Here is a 24,521-nt window from a genome sequence, read left to right as displayed (position 1 = left end):
CAAAATTTGGCAAAGCAATCAATCGGCTCGACCGCGTCGATGGACATATTGATGCCCGACGAGATGGAAGATCGCAATATCAACCTAGTAGTTTGAAAGGGGAGAAACATCACCACGTGAAAGTAGTGTGTTTTTTTTAACACAACGGCTTTTGGGAAGGCGTAATCCGCATAAATCATACGGGCTAACTCATAGCTATTCTAATTTCACCTAACCAATTGAATTTATATGAACATTCTCCCTCACAGGCGATGAGATCGATGAGTACTAACTATTAAGATTATGCAATCCCAGAGAGTTACTGCAAAAAATCGCGCACTGGGGATTAAAATGCTGACTAAAATTTAACAAGCAAATTTGAAAGAGAAATAGGCAAGCGCATTTACTAGCCGACCTCAACAAACAGAGGAACCCGGTGGTTTTGGACACCACCGGGAATGAGAGTCATTGGAAAATCAGGATTATTGAAGGTCCAATGAAGGTCTAAGGCTTAAGTCAGCCTTAGAAAGAACGCTCTACGCGGAAGTTCAGAGTAGCAGCATCTTCCTTGCTTGAACCATCGACATCCTTCTGTTTCCAACCTGCGCCAGCAGAGAACAGAAGACCGGAAACCGGACGATACTCAAGAGTACCTGCAACAACAGTTTCATTGAAATCAGCCATCAGACGCTCATCACCAGATTCAACATCCAGATAGGACGCTTCAAGACCGGAAGAGAATTCTGTTGTCCAGCTGTGTTTGTAACCACCAGCAACAGACCATGCTGTGTTGGTTTCAACATCGCCGCCATCAAGAACAACTGCATCAGCTGTATCGTCAGCACCAACATATGCCATCGCACCATCTGCATATGCAGCCTGGAAGTTGATGACGTCACCTGGAGCAATCATGTCGAGGTTAAAGCCAACACCACCTGCTACTGCATAACCAAGTTCAGAAGAGTCGCCTTTTACAGCATCAACTTTGGTCACAGCACCAGAAAGGCCAGCCCAGCCCCACCCTTGGTTCAGGAGAACTTTCGCAACAAATGCTGGAACAGTATTACCTGCGTCATCACGGTCTTTATCAGCTGTGTAGATTGTGAAGTCATCGCTGGTATCGCCAGGCGTTCCTGCATCATCAATAGAACTTACACCGGTGATCACGCCATGCTGACGGTCAGAGTTATCTTCAATGGAAGCAGCAAGGGTCAGACCGTTTGCTAGAGCATAGGTGTAGGATGCCTGCCATGCAGTGTCGTCAGACATGTGACGGTCAAATACGTTGGAAGACAGGTTGCCAGTCCAGAGATCAAATGCGGAAGTTGCGCGACCGAAAGTGAAACCACCGATCTGAACGTAACCTTTATCCAGCTTAACGCCTTCATTACCGCGCTTGTCGGTGTCAGAAGTGAACTGGAAGTCTGCGTAAGTGCGGATCAAGCCCAGCTCAGACTGAGTGCGGGTGTCAACACGCAGGTTTGCACGAGCACGGAAGTTCTGGTTGTTTTTGTCGTTACCGTAATCTTCGTCTTCGGTCAGGTTGTTGATTTTTGCTTCAACACGGATACGACCGCCGATTTTGATTGCAGTCTCGGTACCTGGCAGTACGAAGAAGCCTGCGCCGTATGCGTCGTTGATGCGTACGTAGTCTACTGGCGCGATGTCAGCTGGAAGATCAGCAGCCTGAGCGGAAGTTGCAGCAGCTGCAGCAGCGGCTGCGATTGCGATAGCCTTAAAGTTCATAATTCTAACTTTCTTTAAAACCAGAGCAGCTCGACCCTATGTCGATCCCTGACCACTCTGGCTCCCCACTTGCGCTTGCTGGTCAAATCAATGTTTGAAACAGTGATTTTCTCAGCGGGCACCGTCATGTGTGCCCCGCGCTGTTCACAACATCAATATTTGTGATATTTAGATTTTAATCAATCATTCAAATGGAGTTTGAATTTGGTGAATTGGCAATGTGACACAATTAACACACCAGAAATGAAGGGATATATTGCGGTTTAGCATCATCTCAGAGCGCTCTCAAAGAGAACTTGAAGCAACTCACAAGTAAATATACATCATATTTTGTGATATTATGAATTAACTGATCCATTCAAGTCATACTGACTACGACCCGAGCACATTCACCCCATAACTCTATATTTTTCGCGATAAAATTCAGTGAACCAAACTTAGAAATACAGACCTAAACACGAAACTCGTGATCGAACACATCACATATGAACTGCGGCACATTAATATAAACATTTTTGATTAATAACATAGCGCCAAATACATAAAAGCAATAAAACTCAACAATATCAAATACTTAAAACTAAGATTGCTTCAAATTTGCTCACCTAAAGTCTAAATGCATTTTTTGACAATGCCGTGCGCAATGTGGACAAGCCTACCCAAAACCCGTTTTTCCCGATAAAACACACCACAAAACAGCACTCAAAACAAAAGGGCAGCCACTTATGTGACTGCCCTCTTCAATCAAAACCGTGTTTGAGACTTAAGCTTGTCCCTCAATCAACTTCCGGCGCAACCATCCCGAGAGCTGATCCATCAGCATCACAACAATAATAATGAGGAAGATAAGGTAGAGCGTGTTCTCCCAATCCTGGCGCGTGCGCATTGTCTCAATCAGCTTGAGGCCGATGCCCCCTGCTCCCAGAGCCCCAATCACAGTCGCGCTGCGGGTGTTACTCTCCAGATAGTAAAGCATCTGAGAAATGAAGAGTGGCAGGATTTGCGGAAACAGTCCGAACCGATATTTCTGAACCGGAGAAGCGCCCGTTGCCTGAACACCCTCAGCCTGCTTTTTATCCGCGTTCTCGATCGCTTCAGAAAACAACTTACCGAATGTCCCCGTATCCGTGAAGAAGATCGCAAAGATACCGGAGAGAGGCCCCAACCCAAACGCGCGGATAAAGATCAGTGACCAGATCAGCATGTCAACTCCGCGCAGGAAGTCGAAGAACCGCCGTACACCAGTCCGCGCCAATCTAACCGGATTCACATTCGCCGCAGCAGCAAACGCCAATGGCAAAGCCAGAATGCCAGCAATCAATGTCCCAACCACAGCCATGATCAAAGTCTGCAGCAAAGCAAAATAGACTTCGCCATGTTGCCACTCACTATTTGTCCAAAACTCACTGAACATAAAGCGCAGGTTGGAGATGTCCGGATCAATCCTGTCAGAAGAGAATGCCAGCGAAAGCAGCTCCCCCGAGCTCAGCCCATTCAGCTTGCTGTCAAAATCAAACCAGAAGTTCTCCCAGCCCACAAAGTAGCGATGCACCTCAACCTTGCTCTTCGTCAGCCAGATACGGGTATATAAAGAGGGACGCGCATTCACTTGCGTCTTGGAAACCTTAAGCCAGTCAGCCTCCGTACCAGAAACAAACTGCGGCACACCATCTCCAACCTTGAACACAAAGTCCTGCTCATAAGAAGGATGGGTGTAGGTCACCAACCCATCGCCAAACCGCAGCACCCCATCACCGCCAAGATCAATGGTGGTTTGACTGCCAGACTGCGCAATCCAGTTCGGCTGCTCTTTATATTTAGAGCGCCGATTACCCTCCAGGCTCACAACAAAGCCCTGATCCGCTTTTTTGAACTGATACTTCGCATGCACTTTGTGAGCATAAGCATCCAGCGCAAACAACTGCGCCATGTCCCCGCGAGCTTTTTCAATCACGCCCGGCACGCCGAAAGCAAAAAAGCAAATCACGAGATAGACAATAACGAGCAGAGAAAGCCCGGGCCCTAACAGTCGCTTTTTCCATCCCTGCTCAATGATACCCGGATAAAGAGTATCCAACCGCTGCGCATCATCGGAAAGCGCGGCATCTGATAAACGAATATCTGTCATAGTGCGCTCCCTCAAACCTGACCTGTCTGACCAATCAGCTTCTGCCGCATCCACCCGCTCAGGTAGTCAATGGATGTGATAGAAATGACCAGCATGAAGATAATGACGAGAATGTCGGCACCGTAGTTCCAATCCACCACCATCTTCAGCTCCGCTCCAAGGCCACCTGCCCCTACAAAGCCGAGGATGGCCGAGGCGCGCACATTCACCTCCAGGCGCAGCAGCCCATAAGAAAGAAAGTTCGGCAGCACCTGAGGCAGAATGCCAAAGCGGATTTGCTCCAGCCAGTTGCCACCCACACTGCGGATCCCCTCAACAGCCTTCAGGTCACAATTCTCATTCACCTCAGAAAACTGTTTGGCCAAAGCCCCGATCGTGTGCGTGGTCACTGCAATCACAGCAGCAACTGGGCTCGGCCCAAAGATCAGCACCAGCAAAAGCGCAATCACGATCTCAGGAAACGCACGGAAGATATCCATCACGCGGCGCATGGCACCAACAACAAATCGGTTGCTCACCAGATTACGGCTAGCAACGAAACTCAACGCTCCACCAAGAAAGAAAGCCAGAAGCGTGGAGACCAGTGCAATGTTCACCGTCTCCAGAAGATAAGGGAGGTATTGAAGCACAAGCCCGAAGAGACCAACCAATCCCTTTTCATAGGCCCCGACGAAAAGCTCTACCGGATAATCAAAGAACTTATCCAGCCCGGCCCAAAAACCACCGGAGTTCGCCTCGTCGGCAATGTACAAGCCGCCGAAAATGCTCAAGGCACAAAGCCCAAGCAATGATATTGTATAAAGAGTACGGCGCCGGGCAACTCGCTCATAGGTCTGAGAGATCTCGGCCAGACGGGAAGCTTCGGCAAGCGCCAGATGAGCGGCCACTTCAACATCCTCCAAACAGGAAAAAACTGAGAGCCCTCGCGACCCTCATAAAGAAAGGGCGCGGTGAGATCCGCGCCCTTTAACAATCAATGAGAGTTAGTTAGCTTTTTTCGCTTCAATCTTACGGCGACGCGCTTCAACAATGGTCTTGTAGAAGTCATGGTTCACGTCCACGAAGTCAGCATACTCACCGCCCTGTGCGGAGTAAAAACACTCGGTGTTGTCGGTCACCATGGACTTCAGCGAGGCAACAACCTTCTGCTTCACATCAGCAGGCAAAGACTTGCGCACAACAAGCGGACCATTCGGGATCAAAGGTGACTTCCACACCTGAACCAGATCGGACATATCAACCATGCCCTTATCAACCATCTTACGCAGGTTGCCAGAGGTGTAGCCCTCTTCCCATTCACCAACGCCGGATGCCCAGGTCACACCACCATCAACATCGCCATTCAACACAGCCAGAACGTTCTGCTCATGACCACCGGAGAACTGAGTAGACGCGAAGTACTCATCCAGTTTCAGGCCCATTTCATCAAAAGCAACTGAAGGCACCAGATAACCGGAGGTCGAATTCGGGTCAGCAAAACCCATGCGCTTTCCCTTCATATCTTCCAGCGTTTCAATGCCGGAATCTGCACGCGCCACCATCACGGAGTAATAGCCAGTCGCGCCATCAGTCTGCTTGGTGGTCAACACAGGCTCAACCGCATCCGGAGCAGAAAGGTAAACTGCAGAATAGCCAGAAGCGCCAAGCTCAGCATAATCCAGGTTTCCGCCCTTCAGGCCCTCAATGGTGCCAGCATAGTCCGCTGCCGGAAAAAGCTTGACCGGAACACCAAGAAGCTTTTCAAAACGATCAACCAGACACTGGTTGGAACGAAGACGATCCGCTTCGTTTTCACCACCAAGAATACCAATGCGGAACTCGGTGATTTTCTCTTCAGCCAGAGCCACAGGCGCAGCAAGAAGGGTTGTGCTGACAGCAAGAGCTGCAGCAACTTTAGCGACGATTTTCATCAGAGCACTCCAATATCAGAATAAAAATCTAAAACCCGCTGCTACTCAGCAGCAGAGACGACAGGTGAAACCTCACGTGTCGCCAGTTCCAGGGCAGCGATCTTTGCACCTTCGCTGCCAAGAGACGTAGAGGTCATCCCCTCCTCAAAGCTCTCATCTGCACCGTAAATCTCACGGGCAACGCTGGTAGAAAGCTCATCCGGCTTCCCATCAAACACAATCTCACCGTCACGCATGCCAATCGCGCGGTCGCAGTAGTTGCGAGCTGTATCAAGAGTATGGAGGTTACAAATAACTGTCAGACCATCTTCGGTGTTGATCGCCTTCAGCGCATCCATCACCACCTGCGCATTCATCGGGTCAAGCGACGCAATTGGTTCATCCGCCAGCAGCATTTTCGGCTCCTGCATTAAAGCACGAGCAATCGCCACACGCTGCTGCTGACCACCAGAAAGATTTTCGGCCCGCTTCAAAGCCGTTTCAGCAATACCCAAACGCTCAAGCTTCAAAAGAGCCTGCACCCGTTCTTCCCGGGTGAACAGCTTGAGCATGCTGGAAACAGTGCCATGGGCATTGAGCCGACCAAGCATCACATTGGTCAGAACATCAAGCCGTGGCACAAGGTTGAACTGCTGAAAGATCATTGCACAGTCACGCTGCCATCTGCGCTTATGCGCACCCTGTAGAGCCAGCACATCCACACCATCAACAAGAACCCGCCCGTCAGTGGCAGGGGTCAGCCGGTTGATCATCCGCAGCAAGGTGGACTTGCCTGCACCAGAGCGACCAATGATGCCGATCATCTGAGGCTTCTCGACAATAAAGCTTGCGCCTTTTACGGCAACATGCGCCCCAAATTCTTTTCTAACGCCTTCAAACTGGATCAAGAGTTCAACCCCGGTGCCTGTTAAAATTTCACGTACTAGGCACACGCGATTGTTACAGACAAATGACGCCTCTCCTCAAACCCACCCCGTCAAAAAACCGTCACACCCCACCTCCCCAACCTAGCTGGCAAAACAAGCGATCCATTACGTTTTTGTGACAGAGAGGGGAAATGCATCAGCGCGCAGACGCACCTGCGAGATATGCGGAGCTAGAAGAAGAATCGAAGATATGAATTAAGAAAAATCAGCTTCTTGCTTTCAGCCGATCACTCACACAGCAACTGGACATTGCGTTGCCGCCTGACACGGCATAATATCAATACATATTGCATAAAATTAATACTATGAAGCCATGAAACCAAACGAACGTCTTAGAACTGCTCGCTTCAATGCGGGCTTTAAAACAGCTTCGGCTGCCGCCAGATCTCTTGGTGTCAATGTGAGCACCTACTCAAGTCATGAGAATGGCTCCAGGTCCTTTGGCCAGGAAGAAGCGACCCATTATGCGCGCCGCTTCAAAACATCTCCTCAGTTCCTGCTGTTCGGGGAAGACCAGATACTCACGGACACAAAACCAAACGCTGAGAACCTGACACACAGCCTTCTGGGAGAAATTGCAAACGATCCTAACAGGCCCCAAACAGATAAACTTGACTTGGAGTTATTCTTACAGTCTTTTGAAGAAGGAATAAGACTCGAAGAACAGATTCTTGAAGGAAGGGGCAGCATAAGAGATTTATCTATTATAGTTGAAAATATATACAACGCAGCGAAGACGAAGAATACTAATAAATGATATTTTTTAACTAACGGATACTGCCTTATAGCTTGATCAGGCGCTCTTATCGGAAGTACCTAAAGAGAGACACATATGGAAAACGAAAGCGCACTATCACTCATCTGGCATCGCCCAACCCTCTCACATAAGGAAGAGGTACTGGACCTTATTAAAACTGCCGAGAAGTTTGACCTGATCACAGCACTTAAGATGATGTGCATTAATCTTTATGATTGCCCCTACATAGATTTACTGAGCGAAAAGCAACAAAAGGAAGTGATCAACGCCTTCCGCCCTGCGCTGGTTCTCGCCTACACACAGCAAAGACAGGAGCAGGAAGTTGCTTGAATATACCGAGAGGCGACCAGCAACAGCACTCATACTCGAAGAATTGAGCACAACGGGCGCACAACTTTTGCACATCTGGAACCAGTCCAATGGCCACCTCTCACCCGAGTTCATTGATTACGCCCGCAAAGTATTGCTCATGGCGCCTCCGGCAACACCGAGTGACAGTCCTGACATTCTAATGATCGGAACCGAGAGCTTCGCACGTCATGTGTTCGGCTCAAAATGGGCGCAGCATCCAACCAGAGCTCGAAAAGCAATGCCGCAAACCTACCGAAAACTGGTGGCGAGCAGTTACTGGAATGCCTATCAAACCAACAAGCCCATCTTTGATTTGATTGGCGCGAACCTTTCCGATGAGAGCTATCGCGAGTATTGCAGATTGATCCTGCCCGTGCATTCACGAGCAGGAATATCTCAGCTTGTTGTATTCACGCAGGAATTACCCAATCAAGCATCGCGCGCTATATCCTCAATCAACTGAGTAAGCGCATAGGAAGGGTTTGCACACAACGCTAACCCTTCAGGAAAATCCCGTGCTGGAACTTCAAAGCGAATTCCATCGGGCTGGCCGACCATCCATCCCCAACGTGCTCCATTTCCATTCAGGAAATCAGCAGGCCGCATCCAGCAATAAATCCAGTCAAGACGCCAGAGATCGAAAGCCAGAAGTTGCGCAAGTTCCATCAATCTTCGCGCATATCCCAGTTTTCTCAGGTCCGGCCTGATCCAAAGATCCCCCAGATACCCAACTTGCCCTGATATACGTTTCGCAATCTCCGGCTGAGCATCTGTCATCTGCACCGGGTTGCCATTCACGTCGTCATATCGCAAGCGCCAATAAGATGCCCAAAAATCAGAGAGCACCATCCCATGCAGCGGCTCCAGCCGAATTGCCGCAAAACCGCAGAACTTCTTTTCACCAGGAAGCCTGAGCCCTATCCAGGCGGCATTCTCTTTACTCTGTCCATTGAGAGAGTGAGCAAAATGAGGTGTAAGCCCTCCCTTGACCTTCGGCAAAGCCTTGGCCGCGTCTGCAAATGAATCTCCCTGTAAAATCTCAAAACCATTTTTTTCAAACTCAGAAATCAGCTTAGCCGCTGCCTGATAGAGCACTAAACGTGCCACCACCATGTCGGTACCTCCAAAGACTCAAAGAGCAAACAGAATCAGATATCCACACTAAACCTAGTGAATTTACCCCCTAAATCTAACAATCAACATACTCTGGCTTTTGTCCAGATTCACGACACAGGACAGCATGTGCAAAATTGATACGTTACGCATTGGGGTAGCGTCTGCGAGAGCAATTTTTTTTAACACTAAATGTGTGAGTTTAAACATCATGACTGACTTTGAAGTAATTAAGCTTCTTCGTGAACATCGAAGAAAACTATCTCGTCTTCCAGCAGGTTCAATTGTCCGTTTCAAAGGCAGCTATCCCGAAGACCTAGGAGAATGCAACATTGGCATTGTGCAACGCGATGCAGCCCTGAGTGCTGTGGTCGTCCTGTACATCGATGCAGAAGGGCAACCTCAACAAGCGGTCGCAGCTGCATCAGATCTGTCTATTGTTGAAAGTGAACGAGATGAACCTTTAGATCAGGACAACACAGCCCGAAATACACGCGATGACCTGCAGCCGGGCATTAACAAACTGACCAGCCAGATCAAAAGCGCTGCCATATCTGACACAGACAAGGCAACCCTTGCCTTGCGCGCAGGAAAAGCAATCCTCTCAAACATTGCAGATGAGATCTTGGTAAGCCAGTTCACTGAGACGCTGGAAACAGAAGACGCAACCACCATTTAATGCATCTGTTTCTGATGAGGCGCTAAAAGCAACGGCGGCTTCCGTAATAAAGTGGCAGGGCCCCGCCCTGCTCCTCTCTACACATGTGGTGCAGGAATGAACAAAGGCACAAGCCATAACAGGCTGACTTGCCTGTATTTTCATTCAATCATGTAAAGGGAAGATGGCGGACACGGAGGGATTCGAACCCTCGAGACCCTTCCGGGCCTACTCCCTTAGCAGGGGAGCGCCTTCGACCACTCGGCCACGTGTCCATGCCCGGGTAGATACCCACGAACCATCTGAAATTCAAGAGCAAGTAGCAACTGTAGCTGTGGAAACAGAAAATACCCTGTGTAGAAACTACAAAACATCGCAGACCTCCCCGATTTCTCCTCAGCAAGAAATTTTAGGCGCCCTCTTTACAAGAAACCAAAACAGGCGTAAATTTCAATCAATCGATTGATTAAATAAGAAGATGCCATCATGTCAAACACCCCTACCCCTACCCCTGACGAACTGCGCGAAGCGCTGGCATCTGACACGCCCTCCGCAAAGACAAAACGGGATCTGATTGAATCTGCCCTCTACCACTTCGGCCACGAAGGGTACGCCGGCACCTCAACCCGCTCCATCGCGCAAACCGCAAAAACAAACATCGCCTCGATCGCTTACCATTTTGATGGCAAGGCTGGATTGAAGCGTGCCTGCATCAACTTTGTCGCCATGGCCATTGGAGATGTGCTCTCGGTCATCCTGAACAGAAAGCTCACGGACATTGAGCATCTGTCGCCAGAAGAAGCACGCGCCAAAATTCTGGAGATGATCGACCGCATGATTACCTTCACCCAGACCAACAAGCGCGCGGAGCTGGTGATTGGCTTTATGCTGAAGGAAGTGCTCCACTCTCCTGATGAAATCGATACGCTCTATCACTTGCTCTTTGAACCGCTGATGGACCGCATCACCGCCCTCTTCAGCCGCGCCACCGGACAGCCCGTCACATCGGATGAGCTAAAGCTCGCCATCTTCGCCATGATCGGCCAGCTGCTTTACATCCGTCTGGCCCGCCCACTGGTGCTGAAACGCATGGGCTGGCAGGCCGTTGGCCCGGATGAGCTGGTGCAGATCAAGACGATCCTGACACGCTCCATCAATGCCCTCCTCGATGATCTGTCGAAAGGCCCGGACCATGCTTAATGTCTGCGCACTTCCCATTGTTGCTGGGTGGGTCGCGTTTTGTGCGCCAGAACCCAACCTCACCGCTGGCTATGTCGAAGGAGAGTACCTCAAGCTTGCGCCGGTGGAACTCTCCGAGATCGCTGATGTGAAGGTGGAAGAAGGAGAACTGGTCAAGAAGGGCCAGCTCATCGCCGTGCTGGAAGCCTCCGATGCCACCATGAAGCTGGCTGAAGCAAAAGCACAGCTACAGCAGACACTCGCCTCCCTGAACGATCTCAAACTCGGCAAACGCCCGGAAGAGATAGACGTGCTGAACGCCACCCTGCGCTCAGCACAGGCACAGGCCAAGCACTCCCAGAACGTCTACGACAGATATCAGGGCCTCCTCACCCGCAAAGTCATCTCGCAGGCGCAGTTTGATGAGGTGGAAACCGCCCTCCTCGTGGCACAGGCCCGCATCACCGAACTGAAGGCCCAGCTTTCCGTCGCCAAACTGCCAGCCCGGGAAGACCAGATCGCCGCGGCTGAGAGCCAATATGAAATGGCCAAGGCAAAAGTTGATCTGGCAGAATGGCTGCTGGAGAAGCGCAAGATCTACGCACCAGAAGATGCCAAGGTCACGGACGTGTTCCTGCACTCTGGCGAAATGGCAGGTCCAACCGCGCCTGTTGCCAGCCTGTTGCCCGTCAACTCCATCAAGCTGCACTTTTATGTGCCGGAAGAGCACTACGGTCAGCTGAAGCTTGGCACCAAATTCAATGCCAGATGCTCCGGCTGCACCACGCTGCAAGCCCTGCAGATCACCCATATTGCAGAAGGTCCGGAATTTACACCGCCTGTCATCTATTCTTTAGAGACACGAGAGAAGCTGGTCTACGAAATACAGGCCAAGCCTATCACCACGCATTCCCAGTTGAGACCCGGTCAGATTTTTGACGTTGATCTGGACAGTTTGCAATGAACGCAATCGAAGTCACAGGCCTGACAAAACGCTTTGGCGATAAGCTGGTCGTCAACAATGTCTCGCTTAAAGTCAAATCAGGTGAAATTGTTGGCTTCCTCGGCCCCAACGGCTCAGGCAAAACCACCAGCATCCGTATGATGTGCGGCCTGCTGCGTCCAGATGAAGGCCACGGCCAGGTGCTGGGCTACGATCTGATCAAAGACCGCCTGCTGATCAAAAGCCAGGTCGGCTACATGACGCAGAAGTTCTCATTCTACGAAGACCTGACCATCGAAGAGAACCTGAGCTTTGTGGCGCGGCTTTACAATCTGAAGCCTGTCAAGAAACACACCACTGGAACACTCGAAAAGCTCGGTCTGCTTTCCCGTCGCAATCAACTGGCTGGCGAACTGTCAGGGGGGTGGAAGCAGCGCCTTGCTCTGGCAGCCTGCACCATGCACAAGCCTAAACTGCTCCTGCTGGACGAACCAACAGCAGGCGTGGACCCCAAAGCCCGCCGCGACTTCTGGGAGGAAATCCACCGCCTCGCCGCTGATGGCATGACGGTGCTGGTTTCCACCCACTACATGGATGAAGCAGAACGCTGCCATCGCATCACGTACATCTCTTATGGCGAACTTCTGGCCGATGGCTCCCTGCACGATGTCATCGCAGATGCCGGACTGCACACATACTCACTCACTGGCCCCAACCTTGAACGGTTCATTCCTGAGCTTCAAAACAACAAAGGCGTGCAGCAGGTTGCACCATTCGGCAACTCACTGCACGTCACAGGAACAGACCTTCAGGCCCTGAAACACGCGCTCAAACCACTTGAGCAGTACGAAGACATCCAGATCGAACAATCAGAAACCAATCTGGAAGATGTCTTCATCAAGTTCATGAGCGACAGCACGGACAACATGCAATGAGCAGCATCTTCTCCCTACAGCGGCTCTTCGCCATGCTCATCAAAGAGTTCATCCAGATGCGCCGTGACCGCGTCACCTTCGCCATGATGCTCGGCATACCGCTGGTCCAGCTTGTGCTGTTCGGCTACGCCATCAACAACGACCCACGCGGCCTGCCAACAGCGCTGGTCTCTCTGGCAAATGATCCCTATTCCCGCGCAGCTGTCACCGCATTGGAGAACTCACAGTACTTCAAGTTCACGGAGCGCAACATCTCGCCTTCAGAGGCCCGCACCTTACTCAGGAAAGGCGAAGTCACTTTTGTGGTGACGATCCCGAGCGACTTTGCCAAACAGGCAGAAGCCGGAACGCCCAACGCTCTCATTGAAGCAGATGCAACTGACCCGGCGGCCTCCGGCGCAGCTGTAGCATCAGCCCCCTCCATCATTGAACGTGCCGTGGCCTCCGTGAAGCAAAAGAACCCCAGCCTGAAGCAGGATCTTTTAAAGTCCAGCACGATCATTCATCGCAAATACAATCCGGAAGGCATCACCCAGTACAACATCGTGCCCGGCCTGCTTGGCGTTATCCTGCAGCTGACACTGGTGATGATGACAAGCATTGCTCTCACCCGCGAGACCGAACGCGGCACCATGGAAAACCTGCTGGCCATGCCCGCCTCTCCCTTTGAGATCATGTGCGGCAAGGTCTTGCCCTATCTGGCCGTGGGTGCAGTTCAGGTCGCTGTGGTGCTGGTTGCTGGCCGCATCCTGTTCAGCATTCCGTTTGAAGGCGACCTGATACTGCTCATTGGCGCTATTCTGGTATTCGTGCTCTCACTGGTGCTGCTGGGGTACTTCATCTCCACTATCGCCCGCACTCAGATGCAGGCCATGCAGATGACGTTCTTCTTCTTCCTGCCATCCCTGCTACTCTCCGGCTTCATGTTCCCATATGCAGGCATGCCGGGCTGGGCGCAGACACTGGGCGAGATCTTCCCACTCACCCATTTTCTCAGAGTGGTCCGCGCGATCCTGCTCAAAGGAGCGGAATGGAATGAGATTTCCGTCAGCGTCTACACGCTCTTCCTCTTCGTTGCGGTGCTCCTGATGCTGGCCCTCAAGAGATTCAAACGCACACTGGACTAAGACAAGAAACAAAAAGAGGCACTGAACTCCAGCGCCTCTTTTTTATTCATCAGTTCGCTTCCAAAGCCTCAGCTCTTTGAGAGGTCTCTCCCTCTCCTGAACCATTTGAGACAAGGTTTGCCATCAGGCGGAAGGCTCCCGGCACCAGCTTCTCCATCTGGTGATGCAAAATAAGAGAGGTGTGAATGTGCTGGCCTTGCCCAAACGCACCAGAAAGCAGAATGCCCCGGTGAGGCGCTTCATCCGGGTCTGCCATTTCCAGCAGCGGCTCATAGGCCTCATCCCAGCTCTTGGCAAAGTACAGCCCGCGCTCTTTGTGCCAGTTCGCCCAATCATTCTCACCAATGGCGTTCGGCTGGTTGAGCAAGTCATGCTGCGGGTTCAGATAGCGCACTTCTGCGTTTTCATCAGTCACCCGCCAGCGCAGGCTTGGCGAGCCAATCTCAAGCCGTTTCATCGGAAGCTTGTCCGCATCCCAGCGATCCCATGGGCGATGATAAAGCGTGATCAGACGACCACCGGCCTTCACCCACTCATGAATCTCTTCAATGCCGTCATGCAGATCCGGCCTGTTGCGGAACGCGAAGATACCAATCACCAGAGTGTCCAGCTCTTGCAGGCGTTGCGCACTCAGCTCTCCAGCGGACAGCTCCACCACATCAGCACCAATGTCACTGAGCCATTTTCCAACCCGATCATTACCGCTGCCAACGTAACCAACACGCTGAGCTGCAAGACGAGCCTCAACCACACAAACGCGAATTGTCGCTGCCGTGACCCACACCCGCTGACTCACGTGCGGATAGGAAATCACATGCACCGTGTGAGCAGGCTCTCCATCTTGCAGGATTGGCAGCTCATAAAGCCCATCAGCCACATCATTCGGCAGTGTCAGCTGAAACACACCATCGTCTGAGCGCACCTGCCAGCCATCCGGCACATCAAGTGACAAGCCAGAAGCATTGCCACTCACAGCAGCATTGAGAGAACGCCCCACCAACGCGCTGTTGAGCACGAAGTTGGCTTCATCAAGCTCCACCACATGACTTGGCAAAACAACAGGCTCCACCTCAAACGCAAGCCGCGTTTCAACCTCCACCCCATGGGATGTAAACTGAAGCTTTGCACATGGTGCCTGAAGAACATCTGGCCGATAAATCGCGGGATACGGATCGCTGGTCGCAGCATCTGCACCCACCTGAACACGGCCCTCTTGCAGGCTCCACCCATCAGGCAGATCCAGCTCATAGCGCACGGCATCGCGGTTACATTCAAACGTGATCTCAGCCGTATCACCACGCTTCAGCTGATCCTGAGAGAGACGAAGAGAGGCAACAACGCCTTCGGAGAGCTCCAGCACTTTCGCCAGCTGCAGCTCTTTGCGCTGCAAGCGGTGTAGAACTTCATCACGCGCTGCCTCAGGGCATTCCTCCTGAGCTTTACGAACCAGCTTCAGGGCCTGCGCTGCTGCCGCCCCAATCATGGCACGGTTCGGAAACGCCTCAATCGCATCCAGGCAGTGATCGTGTGCCTTGTCCAAAAGAGTGCCCAAGGCAGGCGCACCCGCAAAGGAGGCAAGCTCCGAAAGATCACGCGGCAGGTTGTCAGAAAGAGACTGCTCCTCCGTGCCAACGGTGCTTTCTGCCAGATGCAACGGCCAGACGTTGTTGGTGCTGTAATTCCGCCAGCGTCCCATGCCTTGGGTTTTGTGGAACGCACGCGATTGCTCGCCAATCTGTGCCCAGCTCCAGCCGGTGACTTCTTCCTCACCATTGCCATCAAACTCAAGCGTTGCAGGCGGTGGCGGCACTTCATCATCATACGCCCCACCGGCGCCAGACCAGGCTGGCAGATAAAGCTTCTTCACCGTCCAGCACGGCAGATCAACATCAGGGAAATCAGGATCAGCCGCCGCTTTCATCACCTCAAACGCAGCCTGTGTCATGGCGCGGTGGTGACCATGCTGGCCGGGAATGTTCAGAAAGGTCGGGCTGATGATGTCCGGACGCTCTTGCCGGATGATCTCAACAAACCGCTTCAGCGTGCGCTGATGCCCCCATTTGCCAAGCGTCTCCACCCCACTCTTGGAGAACCCGAAATCAAAGATATCATCCTCAGCATTTTCAGAGAGCCAGTACATGCGCATGTTCAGCACATCACAAGCTTTCTCCATCTCAGCCGTGCGCAGAACACCGAGGTTCTCAGTGGCCTCAGTGCCAATATCATTCTGTCCGCCCTCACCGCGGTTAGCGCAAGCATAAGACAACGCAATTCCGTCACGAAGACCGATGGCCGCCAGCATTTCAGAAATCTCATCATCCGGATGAGCACCCGTATTCATGAAGGAGACTGTTGACTTGAGCGGCTGCAAGGCACGCCAAAGCTCCACCATCCGCACATGTTGCTTATGCGCGGCAATACGTTCTTGATCTGAAAGTGGCATCTCGTCCCCTCAGGCTACCTTCGAAATACTTGGAATATACGTGTCGTGAATAATCAGAGCCGCTGCGCCAAGCGCAGCCGTCATCCAACCGGAGGCACCGCGCACCACGCGCGGCAAAGTCCGGTCAGCGCGAACGGAAACCGTCGCATCAATCAGATCCAGCTTATCAATCAGCCGCTCCAACAATTCCGGCGGCATGGCGCCACCCAGAATAACGGCCTCCGGATCAAACAGATTCTCCAGCGTGCCAATGGCCTGCGCCAGCGGATCAGCCGCTTCACTGATCCACTCTTCCAGATCAGGATCATTGGCAGCCAGCAGATCAGAAAGATCCTTCTGGCTCTCCGCAGACTTACCGCGCTTTTGCAAAAACTCGCTGGCCGCCATACGGCTGGTGTAGGTTTCAAGGCACCCGCGATTGCCACAGGAACAAAGCCGTCCACCCCGCTCCACAACCACGTGCCCCAGCTCACCTGCGTTGCCAAACGCACCGCGCAGGATCTCACCGTTGGAGATTACACCAAGGCCAAGGCCAGTCCCGAAATAAACAAAACAGAAGGATTGCAGCTCCGTTGCCGAGCCCGTGGTCTGCTCGGCAATCGCCGCTGCCGTCGCATCATTTTCCACCCGCACTGGCACCTGCAGCACGTCTTCAAACAGCGCCTGCGGGTCTTTATCGTCCCAGCCAACCAGCTCCGCTTTACCCGCACCGGTTAATCCTACGCGTCCAAACGGGCCCGGCATAACGATTCCCGCACCCAGAACAGGTGGCGCGTTCTTGCCAATGGATGAAAGCGCCTCATCACAGGCCGCCTTCACCGCAGGCAGAACAACAGCCGGTTCACTGCTCTTGATGTGTATGCGTTTGGTATAAAGCGTGTCGCCGAGAAAGTTCACCAGCGCGCATAAAATCGCGTTGGGGCGAACCTCCACCCCCAGCGCCACAGCGCCTGCCGGGTTCAGCGTATATTGCACCGCAGGCAGTCCGCGTCCTTTTGTCTGGCGCTCGCCAGCAAGAATCAGCGCCTCACCTTCCAACTCCGCTATGATGTTACTCATCGCTTGTGTGGACAAACCAGTCAGGCGAGCAAGTTCTGCACGTCCCAGTTTACCATGGGAACGTAAGTGTCCGAGAACGACTTTCCTATTGTGAAGTCGAGTTCTTTCAGCGTTTGAGCCAATGATTTTAAGTGGTGCTTTTCGATGCATATCTATCCATTAATTCAAAACACTTGAATATTCAACTTAATTGAATTAAATCTGTTCAGCATTGTGAAATATTAAGAGAAGAACATTTCTTTTCGCAATTTATCAAAAGAAGCTGGGGCGAGGAATAGAGGGCAGCTCCGACTTTAGGACTTAGGAGAGGGTCAATGAAGCAATTGAAAAAGTGGATGCTGGGGGCAACCACCGCAGCTTGCGCAATGTATGCAGCAGGCAGCGCACAAGCAGTTGAAATTGAGTACTGGCAGTATTTCTTTGAGCCACGTGTGAAGGCCATGGAAACCCTGATCGAAAACTTCGAGAAGGCCAATCCGGACATCACCGTGAAGATGACCCACTTCCCGTATGCGGATTACCGCACGAAAGTGGCAGCAGCGATCCCTGCAGGTCAGGGCCCGGATGTGGTGCAGCTGTTCTATGGCTGGCTGAACGACTACGTCAACGCGCAGCTCATCCAGCCGCTACCAAACGACGTGTTCCCGCCAGCTGAGATCGAAGCTGAGTTCTTCCCAATGGTTCAGGCCATGAAGCGCGGCGACCAGTACATGGCCCTGCCAACCGCAGTGCGCTCGCTGGCTCTGTTCTACAACAAGCGCCTCTTCGACAAAGCAGGTATCGACGGCCCGCCAAAAACACTGGACGAGCTGGTTGAAACTGCCAAGAAACTCACCCAGACAGACGGCGCAGGCAACCTTTCTACCGTTGGCATCACCACCGGCATGAACGCGCAGGATCACCACTGGTTCCGCGAAGTGCTCGTACGCCAGTTCGGCGGTGATCCGTACATGGATAACTACAAGAAGGTGAACTACAACACAGACGCTGGTAAAGCCGCTCTGAAGTACTACTCCGATCTTGAGTTCACCCACAAAGTGACCGCAGCTGGCTTCATGGATGAGCCGCAGGCAGCCTTCAAGGCAGGCCGCGCAGGCATGCACATCGATGGTTCTTTCCGCATCGGCGCACTCAACAAGGTTCGTGGCCTCAAGTGGGGCGTGGCAGAGCTGCCAGCAGCTGCTGACGGAACCCAGTCCAACTACTCCTCCTACTGGGTCAACGGCATCACTTCCAAGGCAACCGGTGAGAAGTACGACGCAGCCGTCAAGTTCATGAAATACGTGACCTCCGATGAGGCCATGCAGGTCTGGCTCGACACCGTTGGCGAACTTCCAGCAAAGCCATCCGCTGCGATGACCGATGCAAACGCAAACCACGAAGTCTACGGCCCGTTCATCAAAGGCCTCGGCTACGCAAAGACAACCATCTTTGCCAACGAAAGTGGTCAGCGTCAGGCTCTGATGGACATGGTTGGCCGTATGCGTCTTGAAAGTCAGTCTGCAGAAGATTCCCTTGCTCAGGCAGCAGGCGAAGAGCAGAAGATCCTCGACGACTACTACAACTAAGCGTCAAAAACCGCTGCTTCTGCGAAGATTGGAACCCGCTCTTCGAAAGAAGCACGACGCAAAACAAAAGCATGTGAGGGCGATCCCTTTGCCCTCACATCTCAAGGTCAGCATATAGGGCAAAGGCTCTTTCAGCAGAGCCACAAAACACCTTAAAACAAAGAGTTAGAGCAGTCTCATGAATCATATTATGAGCAAACTGCTGCAATTCCGGCTATAATCAGGGGGCGGTTTTGGGGATTTATAAAAGGCTCTCGATCTCGCAAAAGCAGATCGTCTGGGCATGGGGGCTACTCGCCATCCCGATCGTTTTTTATGTGGTTGTGCGCTTCTATCCAACAGCGAACGCCATTCTGCTCTCTTTTCAGGAATGGAACCTGCTTGGCTCCCGCAGCTGGACCGGGTTCGACAACTACGTAAAGCTATTCAGCGATCCAACCTTCTGGAAAGTGTTCGCCAACACCTTCCTCTATCTGATATTGGGAACACCAACTTCCCTGCTTCTGGCATTCGTGATCGCATTCCATCTGGATAAGCTGCGCTTCATGCACGGCACCATCCGCGCACTGTACTTCCTGCCATTCATGACCAGCGCTGTGGCCATGGCATGGGTCTGGCGCTGGTTCTACCAGCCGGTTCCAATCGGCGTATTCAACAACGCTCTGGCAACCTTCGGCATTCCGCAGATCCCATTCCTGAACTCCACCACCTACGCCCTGCCATCCATTCTGGCACCAGCCATCTGGGCAGGTCTCGGGTTCCAGGTCATCATCTTCATGGCAGGCCTGCGCGCCATTCCGCAAACCTATTATGAGGCAGCCCGCATTGATGGCATCTCCGCATGGGAAACCCTGACAGAGATCACCATCCCTCTGCTCAAGCCAACCATCGTCTTTTTGGTTGTCTTCTCCTCAATCGGCTTCCTGCGCATCTTCGACCAGGTCTTCAACATGACCACGAACGATCCGGGCGGCCCGCTGAACTCCACCAAGCCGTTGGTTCTGATGATCTACGACACGGCCTTCAACTCTTTTGACATGGGGTATGCGGCAGCACAAACGGTTGTCCTGTTCACCGTTCTGCTCGTCGTCAGCCTGCTGCAACTGCGCGTCATGAGGGATAAGTAATATGGCTTTTTCAGAAACACTGGACACAGGCAAGAGCGCTGCATCCCTGCGCAGCTCAGCCCGCAGAAAACGCAGTCAGGCACAATTCATCCGCTGGCTCCTGCTGTTTGCAGGCGGCATCGCCATGATCATGCCAATCGTGTTCATGCTGTCCACGTCCTTCAAATACCCGTTTGAGGTCTACAACTTGAACCTCATCCCGGAAGAACCAACCATCGAGAACTACACCTACGTTCTGGAAGATGGTCGCTTCTTCGGCTGGTTCACCAACTCGCTGCTCATCGCCACCATTACAACCATCTGTAATGTGCTGTTTGACAGCCTCGTCGGTTACGTCCTGTGTAAGTACACCTTCCCGGGCCGTTACGTCATCTTCATCGCCATCCTGTCGACCTTGATGATCCCGACCGAAATGCTGGTTATTCCGTGGTATCTGATGAGTTCCACATTCGGTTGGCTCGACACCTACTGGGGCATCATGTTCCCGGGCCTCATGACAGCCTTCGGCACCTTCCTCATGAAGCAGTTCTTTGAAACTGTGCCGGATGACTTCCTAGAAGCAGCACGCATCGATGGCCTCAACGAACTGCAGATCTGGTGGACCGTGGCCATGCCGCTGGTGCGCCCGGCTCTGGCAGCTCTGGCAATCTTCGTGTTCCTCGGCAACTGGACCGCCTTCATCTGGCCGCTCATCGTCACCAACAGTCAGGAAATGTACACCCTGCCCGTTGGCCTCACCACCTTCTCCGTAGAAGCGCAGGTGGAGTGGGAGCTGATCATGACCGGCGCAGCAATCTCAACCATCCCGACCCTGATCGTATTCCTGGTGTTCCAGCGCTACATCATTCGCGGCGTAGTAATGGCAGGGCTTAAAGGATGATCGACAGTTCCAAGTTCCCGCATCCGGTCTACAAGGACACCGTGCTTGCACCGCTCTTTGAAGGGGTCAAAGCACACCACACCACCTCGATCACGCAGATCAATCAGGCACATCTGGTGATGCTGTGCGAGACTGGCATCGTGCCACTGGAAACCGGCAAGCAGATCGCCAAGGCGCTGGTCGAGATCGAGAAAGGTCTGGCCGATGCTGATCCGGAATACACAGGCGAGTACGAAGACTACTTCTTCCTCGTGGAAGCTGAGCTGAAGAAACGTCTGGGCCCGGACATTGCCGGCATGCTGCACACAGCCCGCTCGCGCAATGACATGGACCATACAGTCTTCAAGCTGGCACTGGCCAAACGCTGTGATGCCCTCACCCAGCAGGCACTACACCTGTGCGATGTGCTGATCAGAAAAGCTGAGATAGAGAAGGAAACGCTGATCGTTGCCTACACCCATGGGCAACCGGCACAGCCATCCACCTTCGGCCATTACCTGTCCGCAGCGCTGGAAGTGCTGCTGCGCGATCTGGAACGTCTGAAGCTAGCAAGAGCTGGCATTGACCACTGCCCAATGGGTGCAGCAGCCATCACCACCTCCGGCTTCCCGATCAATCGCGAACGCATGGCAGAGCTACTGGGCTTCAGTGAGCCTCTGCTCAACTCCTATGGCTGCATTGCCTCAGTAGATTACGTGACAGGCCTCTATTCGGCCATGAAGCTCATGTTCCTGCATCTGGGCCGCGTCATTCAGGATATGCAGTTCTGGAGCGCGTTCGAGGTCGGCCAGCTCTACGTGCCAAACAGTCTGGTGCAGATCTCGTCCATCATGCCGCAAAAGCGCAATCCGGTGCCGATTGAGCATCTGCGCCATCTGGCCTCCGTCACCGTTGGCCGCTGCGATGCAATCGTCGGCACCATGCACAACACCCCGTTCACAGATATGAACGATAGTGAGGGTGAAGTGCAGCAGGCAGGCTACGCCGCCTTTGAAAGCGGCAGCCGTGTGCTGGACCTGTTTGCAGCACTCATCGCAGCAAGCTCCATCAACGAGGAACGTGTTGCCAAAAACACGGACGCCTCCTGCATCACCATCACAGAGCTGGCAGACACACTGGTGCGGGAGGAAGGTCTCTCCTTCCGTCAGGCCCACGAGATTGCAGCGGAAACAGCCAAGGCTGTGATCGCAGAGCAAAAGCCACTGCGTGATGGCTTCGACCCGTTTGGCAAGGCCTTTGAGGCCCATGTACAAAGGGTCTCCCGCATGAGCGAAGATCAGTTCATGCATGCTGTCAGTGCAGAAAATTTCGTTGCCATTCGCACCCGTCCCGGCGGGCCAGCTCCGAGTGCATTGGACGCTGCTTTAGAAACCTACAAGCAGTTCGCCAAGGCATTGAGAGCCAATAACAAATCATTTGTAGATCAAAGCGCGCAGGCCACCAAGGTGCGCAGCGCTGCTTTTGCAAAACTAGTGCAGGAGTGATCGATTGACCACCGTATCTCTAAACAATCTCGTTAAGTCCTACGGGAACACGCAGGTCCTGCATGGCATCAATCTGGACATCCAGTCCGGCGAGTTCGTTGTTCTGGTCGGCCCGTCCGGCTGCGGCAAATCCACCACCCTGCGCATGATCGCAGGTCTGGAGGAAGTCTCCGCTGGCGACATCCGCATTGGCGGTGATGTCGTCAATGACATGGAGCCCAAAGAGCGCAACATCGCCATGGTGTTCCAGAACTATGCGATCTACCCGCACATGTCCGTGCGCAAAAACATCGGCTTCGGACTGCGCACCTCCAAACTCTCCAAGGAAGAGAAGGATGCCCGCATCGATGAAGTGGCAGGCATTCTGGAACTCACTGATCTGCTCGACAGAAAGCCAAACCAGCTTTCCGGTGGCCAGCGTCAGCGTGTTGCCATTGGCCGCGCCATGGTGCGAGACCCAGCCGCCTTCCTGTTCGACGAGCCACTGTCTAACCTGGACGCGCAGCTGCGCACCCAGATGCGGTTGGAGATCAAGAAGCTCCACCAACGCGTTGGCAACACGATCATTTTCGTGACCCACGATCAGGTGGAAGCCATGACCATGGCAGACCGCATCGTGATCATGAAAGACGGTCACATCCAGCAGGTCGGCACGCCGTTTGAGGTCTTCTACGAACCAGCCAATATCTTCGTGGCTCAGTTCATCGGCGCTCCCTCCATGAACATGCTCAAAGGCATTGTGAAGGGCGAAACCATCGCGCTGGAAAACGGCACAGCCATTCAGCTGCCAACCACCAAGCTCAACGAAGACCAGAAGGTCGCCGTTGGCCTGCGCCCGGATGCCCTGCTCGTTCAGGAAGGCGAAGGCCTGTTCTCCGGCGAAGTCTCCGTGATCGAGCCTCTGGGCACCGACACTCTCGCCTACGTGAAAGTGGGCGATGAGGAAGTCATTGCAAAAGCCTCCGGCAGAACACCACCAGCCGTAGGCGACACAGTCAACCTGCATGCAGCACCTGAAGCCATTCACTTGTTTGATGCAGACACCGGGGAGGCTATCCGGTGACCTCAAAAGAAACCGATGGGGCAATCGTCTGTGCGGGACGGGTTTATTGCGACCTCATCTTTACAGGGCTCACCGAACTGCCAAGGCTAGGCGAAGAAACCTACGCCAAGGATCTGGCAGTTGAACCCGGAGGCGGCGGTTTCATCACCGCTGCCAACCTTTCCGCGTTGGGCCACAAAACCACGCTGCTGGCGTCCATGCCGGGCGGCCCATTCGGCTCTGCGATCCTTGAAAAGATGCAGCGCAGCGGCGTCGACCTAAGCCTCTCGCCGTACGATCAGGCCAATGGCGCGCAGGTCACAGCCGTAATCGGTTGTCTGGAAGACCGTGCCTTCCTGACCAAGCGCAATGGCACCGCCGTTCCAAGAGACATGCTGGACGCGTTCAGCGCCTCAAAAGCCAGACATCTGCACATTGGTGAGTTGGCAACGCTGCAAGAGCTGCCAGAACTTCTGGAGATCGCCAAAGCAGCTGGCATGACCGTCTCGCTGGATTGCTCCTGGGACCAGAACTGCCTGCTCAATGGAGACGTTCAGGACCTCATCGCACAGGTGGACCTGTTCCTGCCCAACGAGATGGAAGCCGAGCATCTGGGCTACCTGAAAGATCCGGCCAACTGCCCGACCCTCACAGTGGTCAAGAAAGGCAAGGCAGGCGCAACTGCCATAACGCCCGATGGCGAAATCACCGTTGCCGCCGACCCGGTACCCGTGGTCGACACCACTGGCGCAGGCGATGCCTTCAATGCCGGGTTCTTAAGCTCGTGGCTACGCGGTGCAGACATTGAGACCTGCCTGCACGACGGGAATAAGTGCGGCGCAGCCGCTGTCATGCGCGTCGGTGGCGCGCCTTAATCAAACAAAAAAGGGTCACGAGCACCGTGGCCCTTATCCCCCTTCTATCCCCGCATCTCTCACTCTTCCGCATAGCTTGCAGCCGCAGCACATATGCGCGCATCACTGCAGTACCGATGAACGCACCCTTTTACCTCTTCAACGCAATTTTTACAAAACAACGCACATTGCAACGCAAAAATTAAAACGTATTCTCTGATTTCTTAGGAAATCGTCAACAAGACCAAAAATCCTATATTTTCAGCCATTCTTGACAGATCAAAATTTTGATTCCTAAAATACAAACGTTTT

The 24,521-nt window shown here is 53.0% G+C and carries 22 protein-coding genes and 1 tRNA gene; 14 read left to right on the top strand and 9 right to left on the bottom strand.

Annotated elements, in window-relative coordinates:
- Positions 1 to 501: 501 nt before the first annotated feature.
- From PJE062_RS00695 to phnC, 5 genes are all read right to left on the bottom strand, one after another.
- On the bottom strand, positions 502 to 1,725 hold the full coding sequence (locus PJE062_RS00695; protein ID WP_008546195.1) for a porin: 1,224 nt from the start codon (positions 1,723 to 1,725) through the stop codon (positions 502 to 504).
- A gap of 763 nt (positions 1,726 to 2,488) precedes the next feature.
- On the bottom strand, positions 2,489 to 3,853 hold the full coding sequence (gene phnE / locus PJE062_RS00690) for a phosphonate ABC transporter, permease protein PhnE (RefSeq protein ID WP_008546722.1): 1,365 nt from the start codon (positions 3,851 to 3,853) through the stop codon (positions 2,489 to 2,491).
- Between the two features lie 11 nt (positions 3,854 to 3,864).
- Entirely contained in the window at positions 3,865 to 4,740 is an 876-nt protein-coding gene (gene phnE, locus PJE062_RS00685) for a phosphonate ABC transporter, permease protein PhnE (RefSeq protein WP_008546437.1), read from the bottom strand.
- Positions 4,741 to 4,836: 96 nt separating this feature from the next.
- Complete coding sequence (gene phnD, locus PJE062_RS00680) at positions 4,837 to 5,763, bottom strand: phosphonate ABC transporter substrate-binding protein (RefSeq protein WP_008546699.1); 927 nt, start codon at positions 5,761 to 5,763, stop codon at positions 4,837 to 4,839.
- 41 nt (positions 5,764 to 5,804) lie between these two features.
- Positions 5,805 to 6,650, bottom strand: coding sequence for a phosphonate ABC transporter ATP-binding protein (gene phnC, locus PJE062_RS00675; protein ID WP_008546268.1), 846 nt, complete (start codon positions 6,648 to 6,650; stop codon positions 5,805 to 5,807).
- A 352-nt stretch (positions 6,651 to 7,002) separates the two neighbouring features.
- On the opposite strand from phnC, the gene PJE062_RS00670 reads away from it, so the two are divergent.
- The 3 genes from PJE062_RS00670 to PJE062_RS26255 all read left to right on the top strand — a co-directional run bounded on the left by PJE062_RS00670 (position 7,003) and on the right by PJE062_RS26255 (position 8,260).
- Entirely contained in the window at positions 7,003 to 7,446 is a 444-nt protein-coding gene (locus tag PJE062_RS00670; RefSeq protein WP_037035733.1) for a helix-turn-helix transcriptional regulator, read from the top strand.
- A gap of 75 nt (positions 7,447 to 7,521) precedes the next feature.
- Positions 7,522 to 7,776 carry a hypothetical protein gene (locus tag PJE062_RS00665; protein WP_008547279.1) on the top strand — a complete coding sequence of 85 codons (255 nt, stop codon included), beginning with the start codon at positions 7,522 to 7,524 and terminating at the stop codon, positions 7,774 to 7,776.
- On the top strand, positions 7,769 to 8,260 hold the full coding sequence (locus tag PJE062_RS26255) for a hypothetical protein (protein WP_157039010.1): 492 nt from the start codon (positions 7,769 to 7,771) through the stop codon (positions 8,258 to 8,260). Before PJE062_RS00665 ends, PJE062_RS26255 begins: the two co-directional genes overlap by 8 nt.
- On the opposite strand, the gene PJE062_RS00660 is transcribed toward PJE062_RS26255, so the two are convergent.
- Complete coding sequence (locus PJE062_RS00660; protein ID WP_008546875.1) at positions 8,227 to 8,910, bottom strand: GNAT family N-acetyltransferase; 684 nt, start codon at positions 8,908 to 8,910, stop codon at positions 8,227 to 8,229. The genes PJE062_RS26255 and PJE062_RS00660 overlap by 34 nt on opposite strands.
- Before the next feature lie 211 nt (positions 8,911 to 9,121).
- Between PJE062_RS00660 and PJE062_RS00655 the strand changes: the two genes are divergently transcribed.
- Positions 9,122 to 9,589 (top strand): hypothetical protein, encoded by a 468-nt coding sequence (locus tag PJE062_RS00655; protein WP_008547321.1) that lies wholly within the window; start codon positions 9,122 to 9,124, stop codon positions 9,587 to 9,589.
- A gap of 164 nt (positions 9,590 to 9,753) precedes the next feature.
- On the opposite strand, the gene PJE062_RS00650 is transcribed toward PJE062_RS00655, so the two are convergent.
- Positions 9,754 to 9,843, bottom strand: a tRNA-Ser gene (locus tag PJE062_RS00650).
- Between the two features lie 211 nt (positions 9,844 to 10,054).
- Here PJE062_RS00650 and PJE062_RS00645 point away from each other — a divergent pair.
- Genes PJE062_RS00645 through PJE062_RS00630 form a run of 4 tightly spaced genes read left to right on the top strand, consistent with a single transcriptional unit; the run spans position 10,055 to position 13,752 of the window.
- Positions 10,055 to 10,768 carry a CerR family C-terminal domain-containing protein gene (locus tag PJE062_RS00645; protein ID WP_008546223.1) on the top strand — a complete coding sequence of 238 codons (714 nt, stop codon included), beginning with the start codon at positions 10,055 to 10,057 and terminating at the stop codon, positions 10,766 to 10,768.
- Entirely contained in the window at positions 10,761 to 11,711 is a 951-nt protein-coding gene (locus PJE062_RS00640; RefSeq protein ID WP_008546897.1) for an HlyD family secretion protein, read from the top strand. Before PJE062_RS00645 ends, PJE062_RS00640 begins: the two co-directional genes overlap by 8 nt.
- Positions 11,708 to 12,625 carry an ABC transporter ATP-binding protein gene (locus PJE062_RS00635; RefSeq protein ID WP_008546682.1) on the top strand — a complete coding sequence of 306 codons (918 nt, stop codon included), beginning with the start codon at positions 11,708 to 11,710 and terminating at the stop codon, positions 12,623 to 12,625. Before PJE062_RS00640 ends, PJE062_RS00635 begins: the two co-directional genes overlap by 4 nt.
- The gene (locus tag PJE062_RS00630; protein ID WP_008547145.1) at positions 12,622 to 13,752 is read left to right on the top strand and encodes an ABC transporter permease; all 1,131 of its coding nucleotides are present in this window, start codon (positions 12,622 to 12,624) and stop codon (positions 13,750 to 13,752) included. Before PJE062_RS00635 ends, PJE062_RS00630 begins: the two co-directional genes overlap by 4 nt.
- A gap of 49 nt (positions 13,753 to 13,801) precedes the next feature.
- Here the strand turns inward: PJE062_RS00630 and PJE062_RS00625 are convergent, their stop codons facing one another.
- On the bottom strand, positions 13,802 to 16,195 hold the full coding sequence (locus PJE062_RS00625; RefSeq protein ID WP_008546939.1) for a PIG-L family deacetylase: 2,394 nt from the start codon (positions 16,193 to 16,195) through the stop codon (positions 13,802 to 13,804).
- A 9-nt stretch (positions 16,196 to 16,204) separates the two neighbouring features.
- Positions 16,205 to 17,254: an ROK family protein gene (locus PJE062_RS00620; protein ID WP_050773797.1), complete on the bottom strand. Its 1,050-nt coding sequence runs from the start codon at positions 17,252 to 17,254 to the stop codon at positions 16,205 to 16,207.
- 314 nt (positions 17,255 to 17,568) lie between these two features.
- On the opposite strand from PJE062_RS00620, the gene PJE062_RS00615 reads away from it, so the two are divergent.
- The 6 genes from PJE062_RS00615 (at position 17,569) to PJE062_RS00590 (ending at position 24,230) form a co-directional block, all read left to right on the top strand.
- Positions 17,569 to 18,822, top strand: coding sequence for an extracellular solute-binding protein (locus tag PJE062_RS00615; protein WP_008546619.1), 1,254 nt, complete (start codon positions 17,569 to 17,571; stop codon positions 18,820 to 18,822).
- 233 nt (positions 18,823 to 19,055) lie between these two features.
- Positions 19,056 to 19,949 carry a carbohydrate ABC transporter permease gene (locus PJE062_RS00610; RefSeq protein ID WP_008546210.1) on the top strand — a complete coding sequence of 298 codons (894 nt, stop codon included), beginning with the start codon at positions 19,056 to 19,058 and terminating at the stop codon, positions 19,947 to 19,949.
- A gap of 1 nt (position 19,950) precedes the next feature.
- Positions 19,951 to 20,829: a carbohydrate ABC transporter permease gene (locus PJE062_RS00605; protein WP_008546767.1), complete on the top strand. Its 879-nt coding sequence runs from the start codon at positions 19,951 to 19,953 to the stop codon at positions 20,827 to 20,829.
- Positions 20,826 to 22,313: an argininosuccinate lyase gene (gene argH, locus PJE062_RS00600; RefSeq protein WP_008546490.1), complete on the top strand. Its 1,488-nt coding sequence runs from the start codon at positions 20,826 to 20,828 to the stop codon at positions 22,311 to 22,313. Before PJE062_RS00605 ends, argH begins: the two co-directional genes overlap by 4 nt.
- 4 nt (positions 22,314 to 22,317) lie before the next feature.
- Positions 22,318 to 23,376, top strand: a complete 1,059-nt coding sequence (locus tag PJE062_RS00595) for an ABC transporter ATP-binding protein (RefSeq protein WP_008546641.1) — start codon at positions 22,318 to 22,320, stop codon at positions 23,374 to 23,376.
- Positions 23,373 to 24,230, top strand: a complete 858-nt coding sequence (locus PJE062_RS00590; protein ID WP_008547259.1) for a carbohydrate kinase family protein — start codon at positions 23,373 to 23,375, stop codon at positions 24,228 to 24,230. Before PJE062_RS00595 ends, PJE062_RS00590 begins: the two co-directional genes overlap by 4 nt.
- Positions 24,231 to 24,521 lie beyond the last annotated feature (291 nt).

The sequence above is a fragment of the Pseudovibrio sp. JE062 genome, from assembly GCF_000156235.1.
Lineage (GTDB): Bacteria > Pseudomonadota > Alphaproteobacteria > Rhizobiales > Stappiaceae > Pseudovibrio.
Note: the sequence above shows the minus strand (reverse complement) of the source record. Positions and strands in the feature narration are given on the sequence as shown.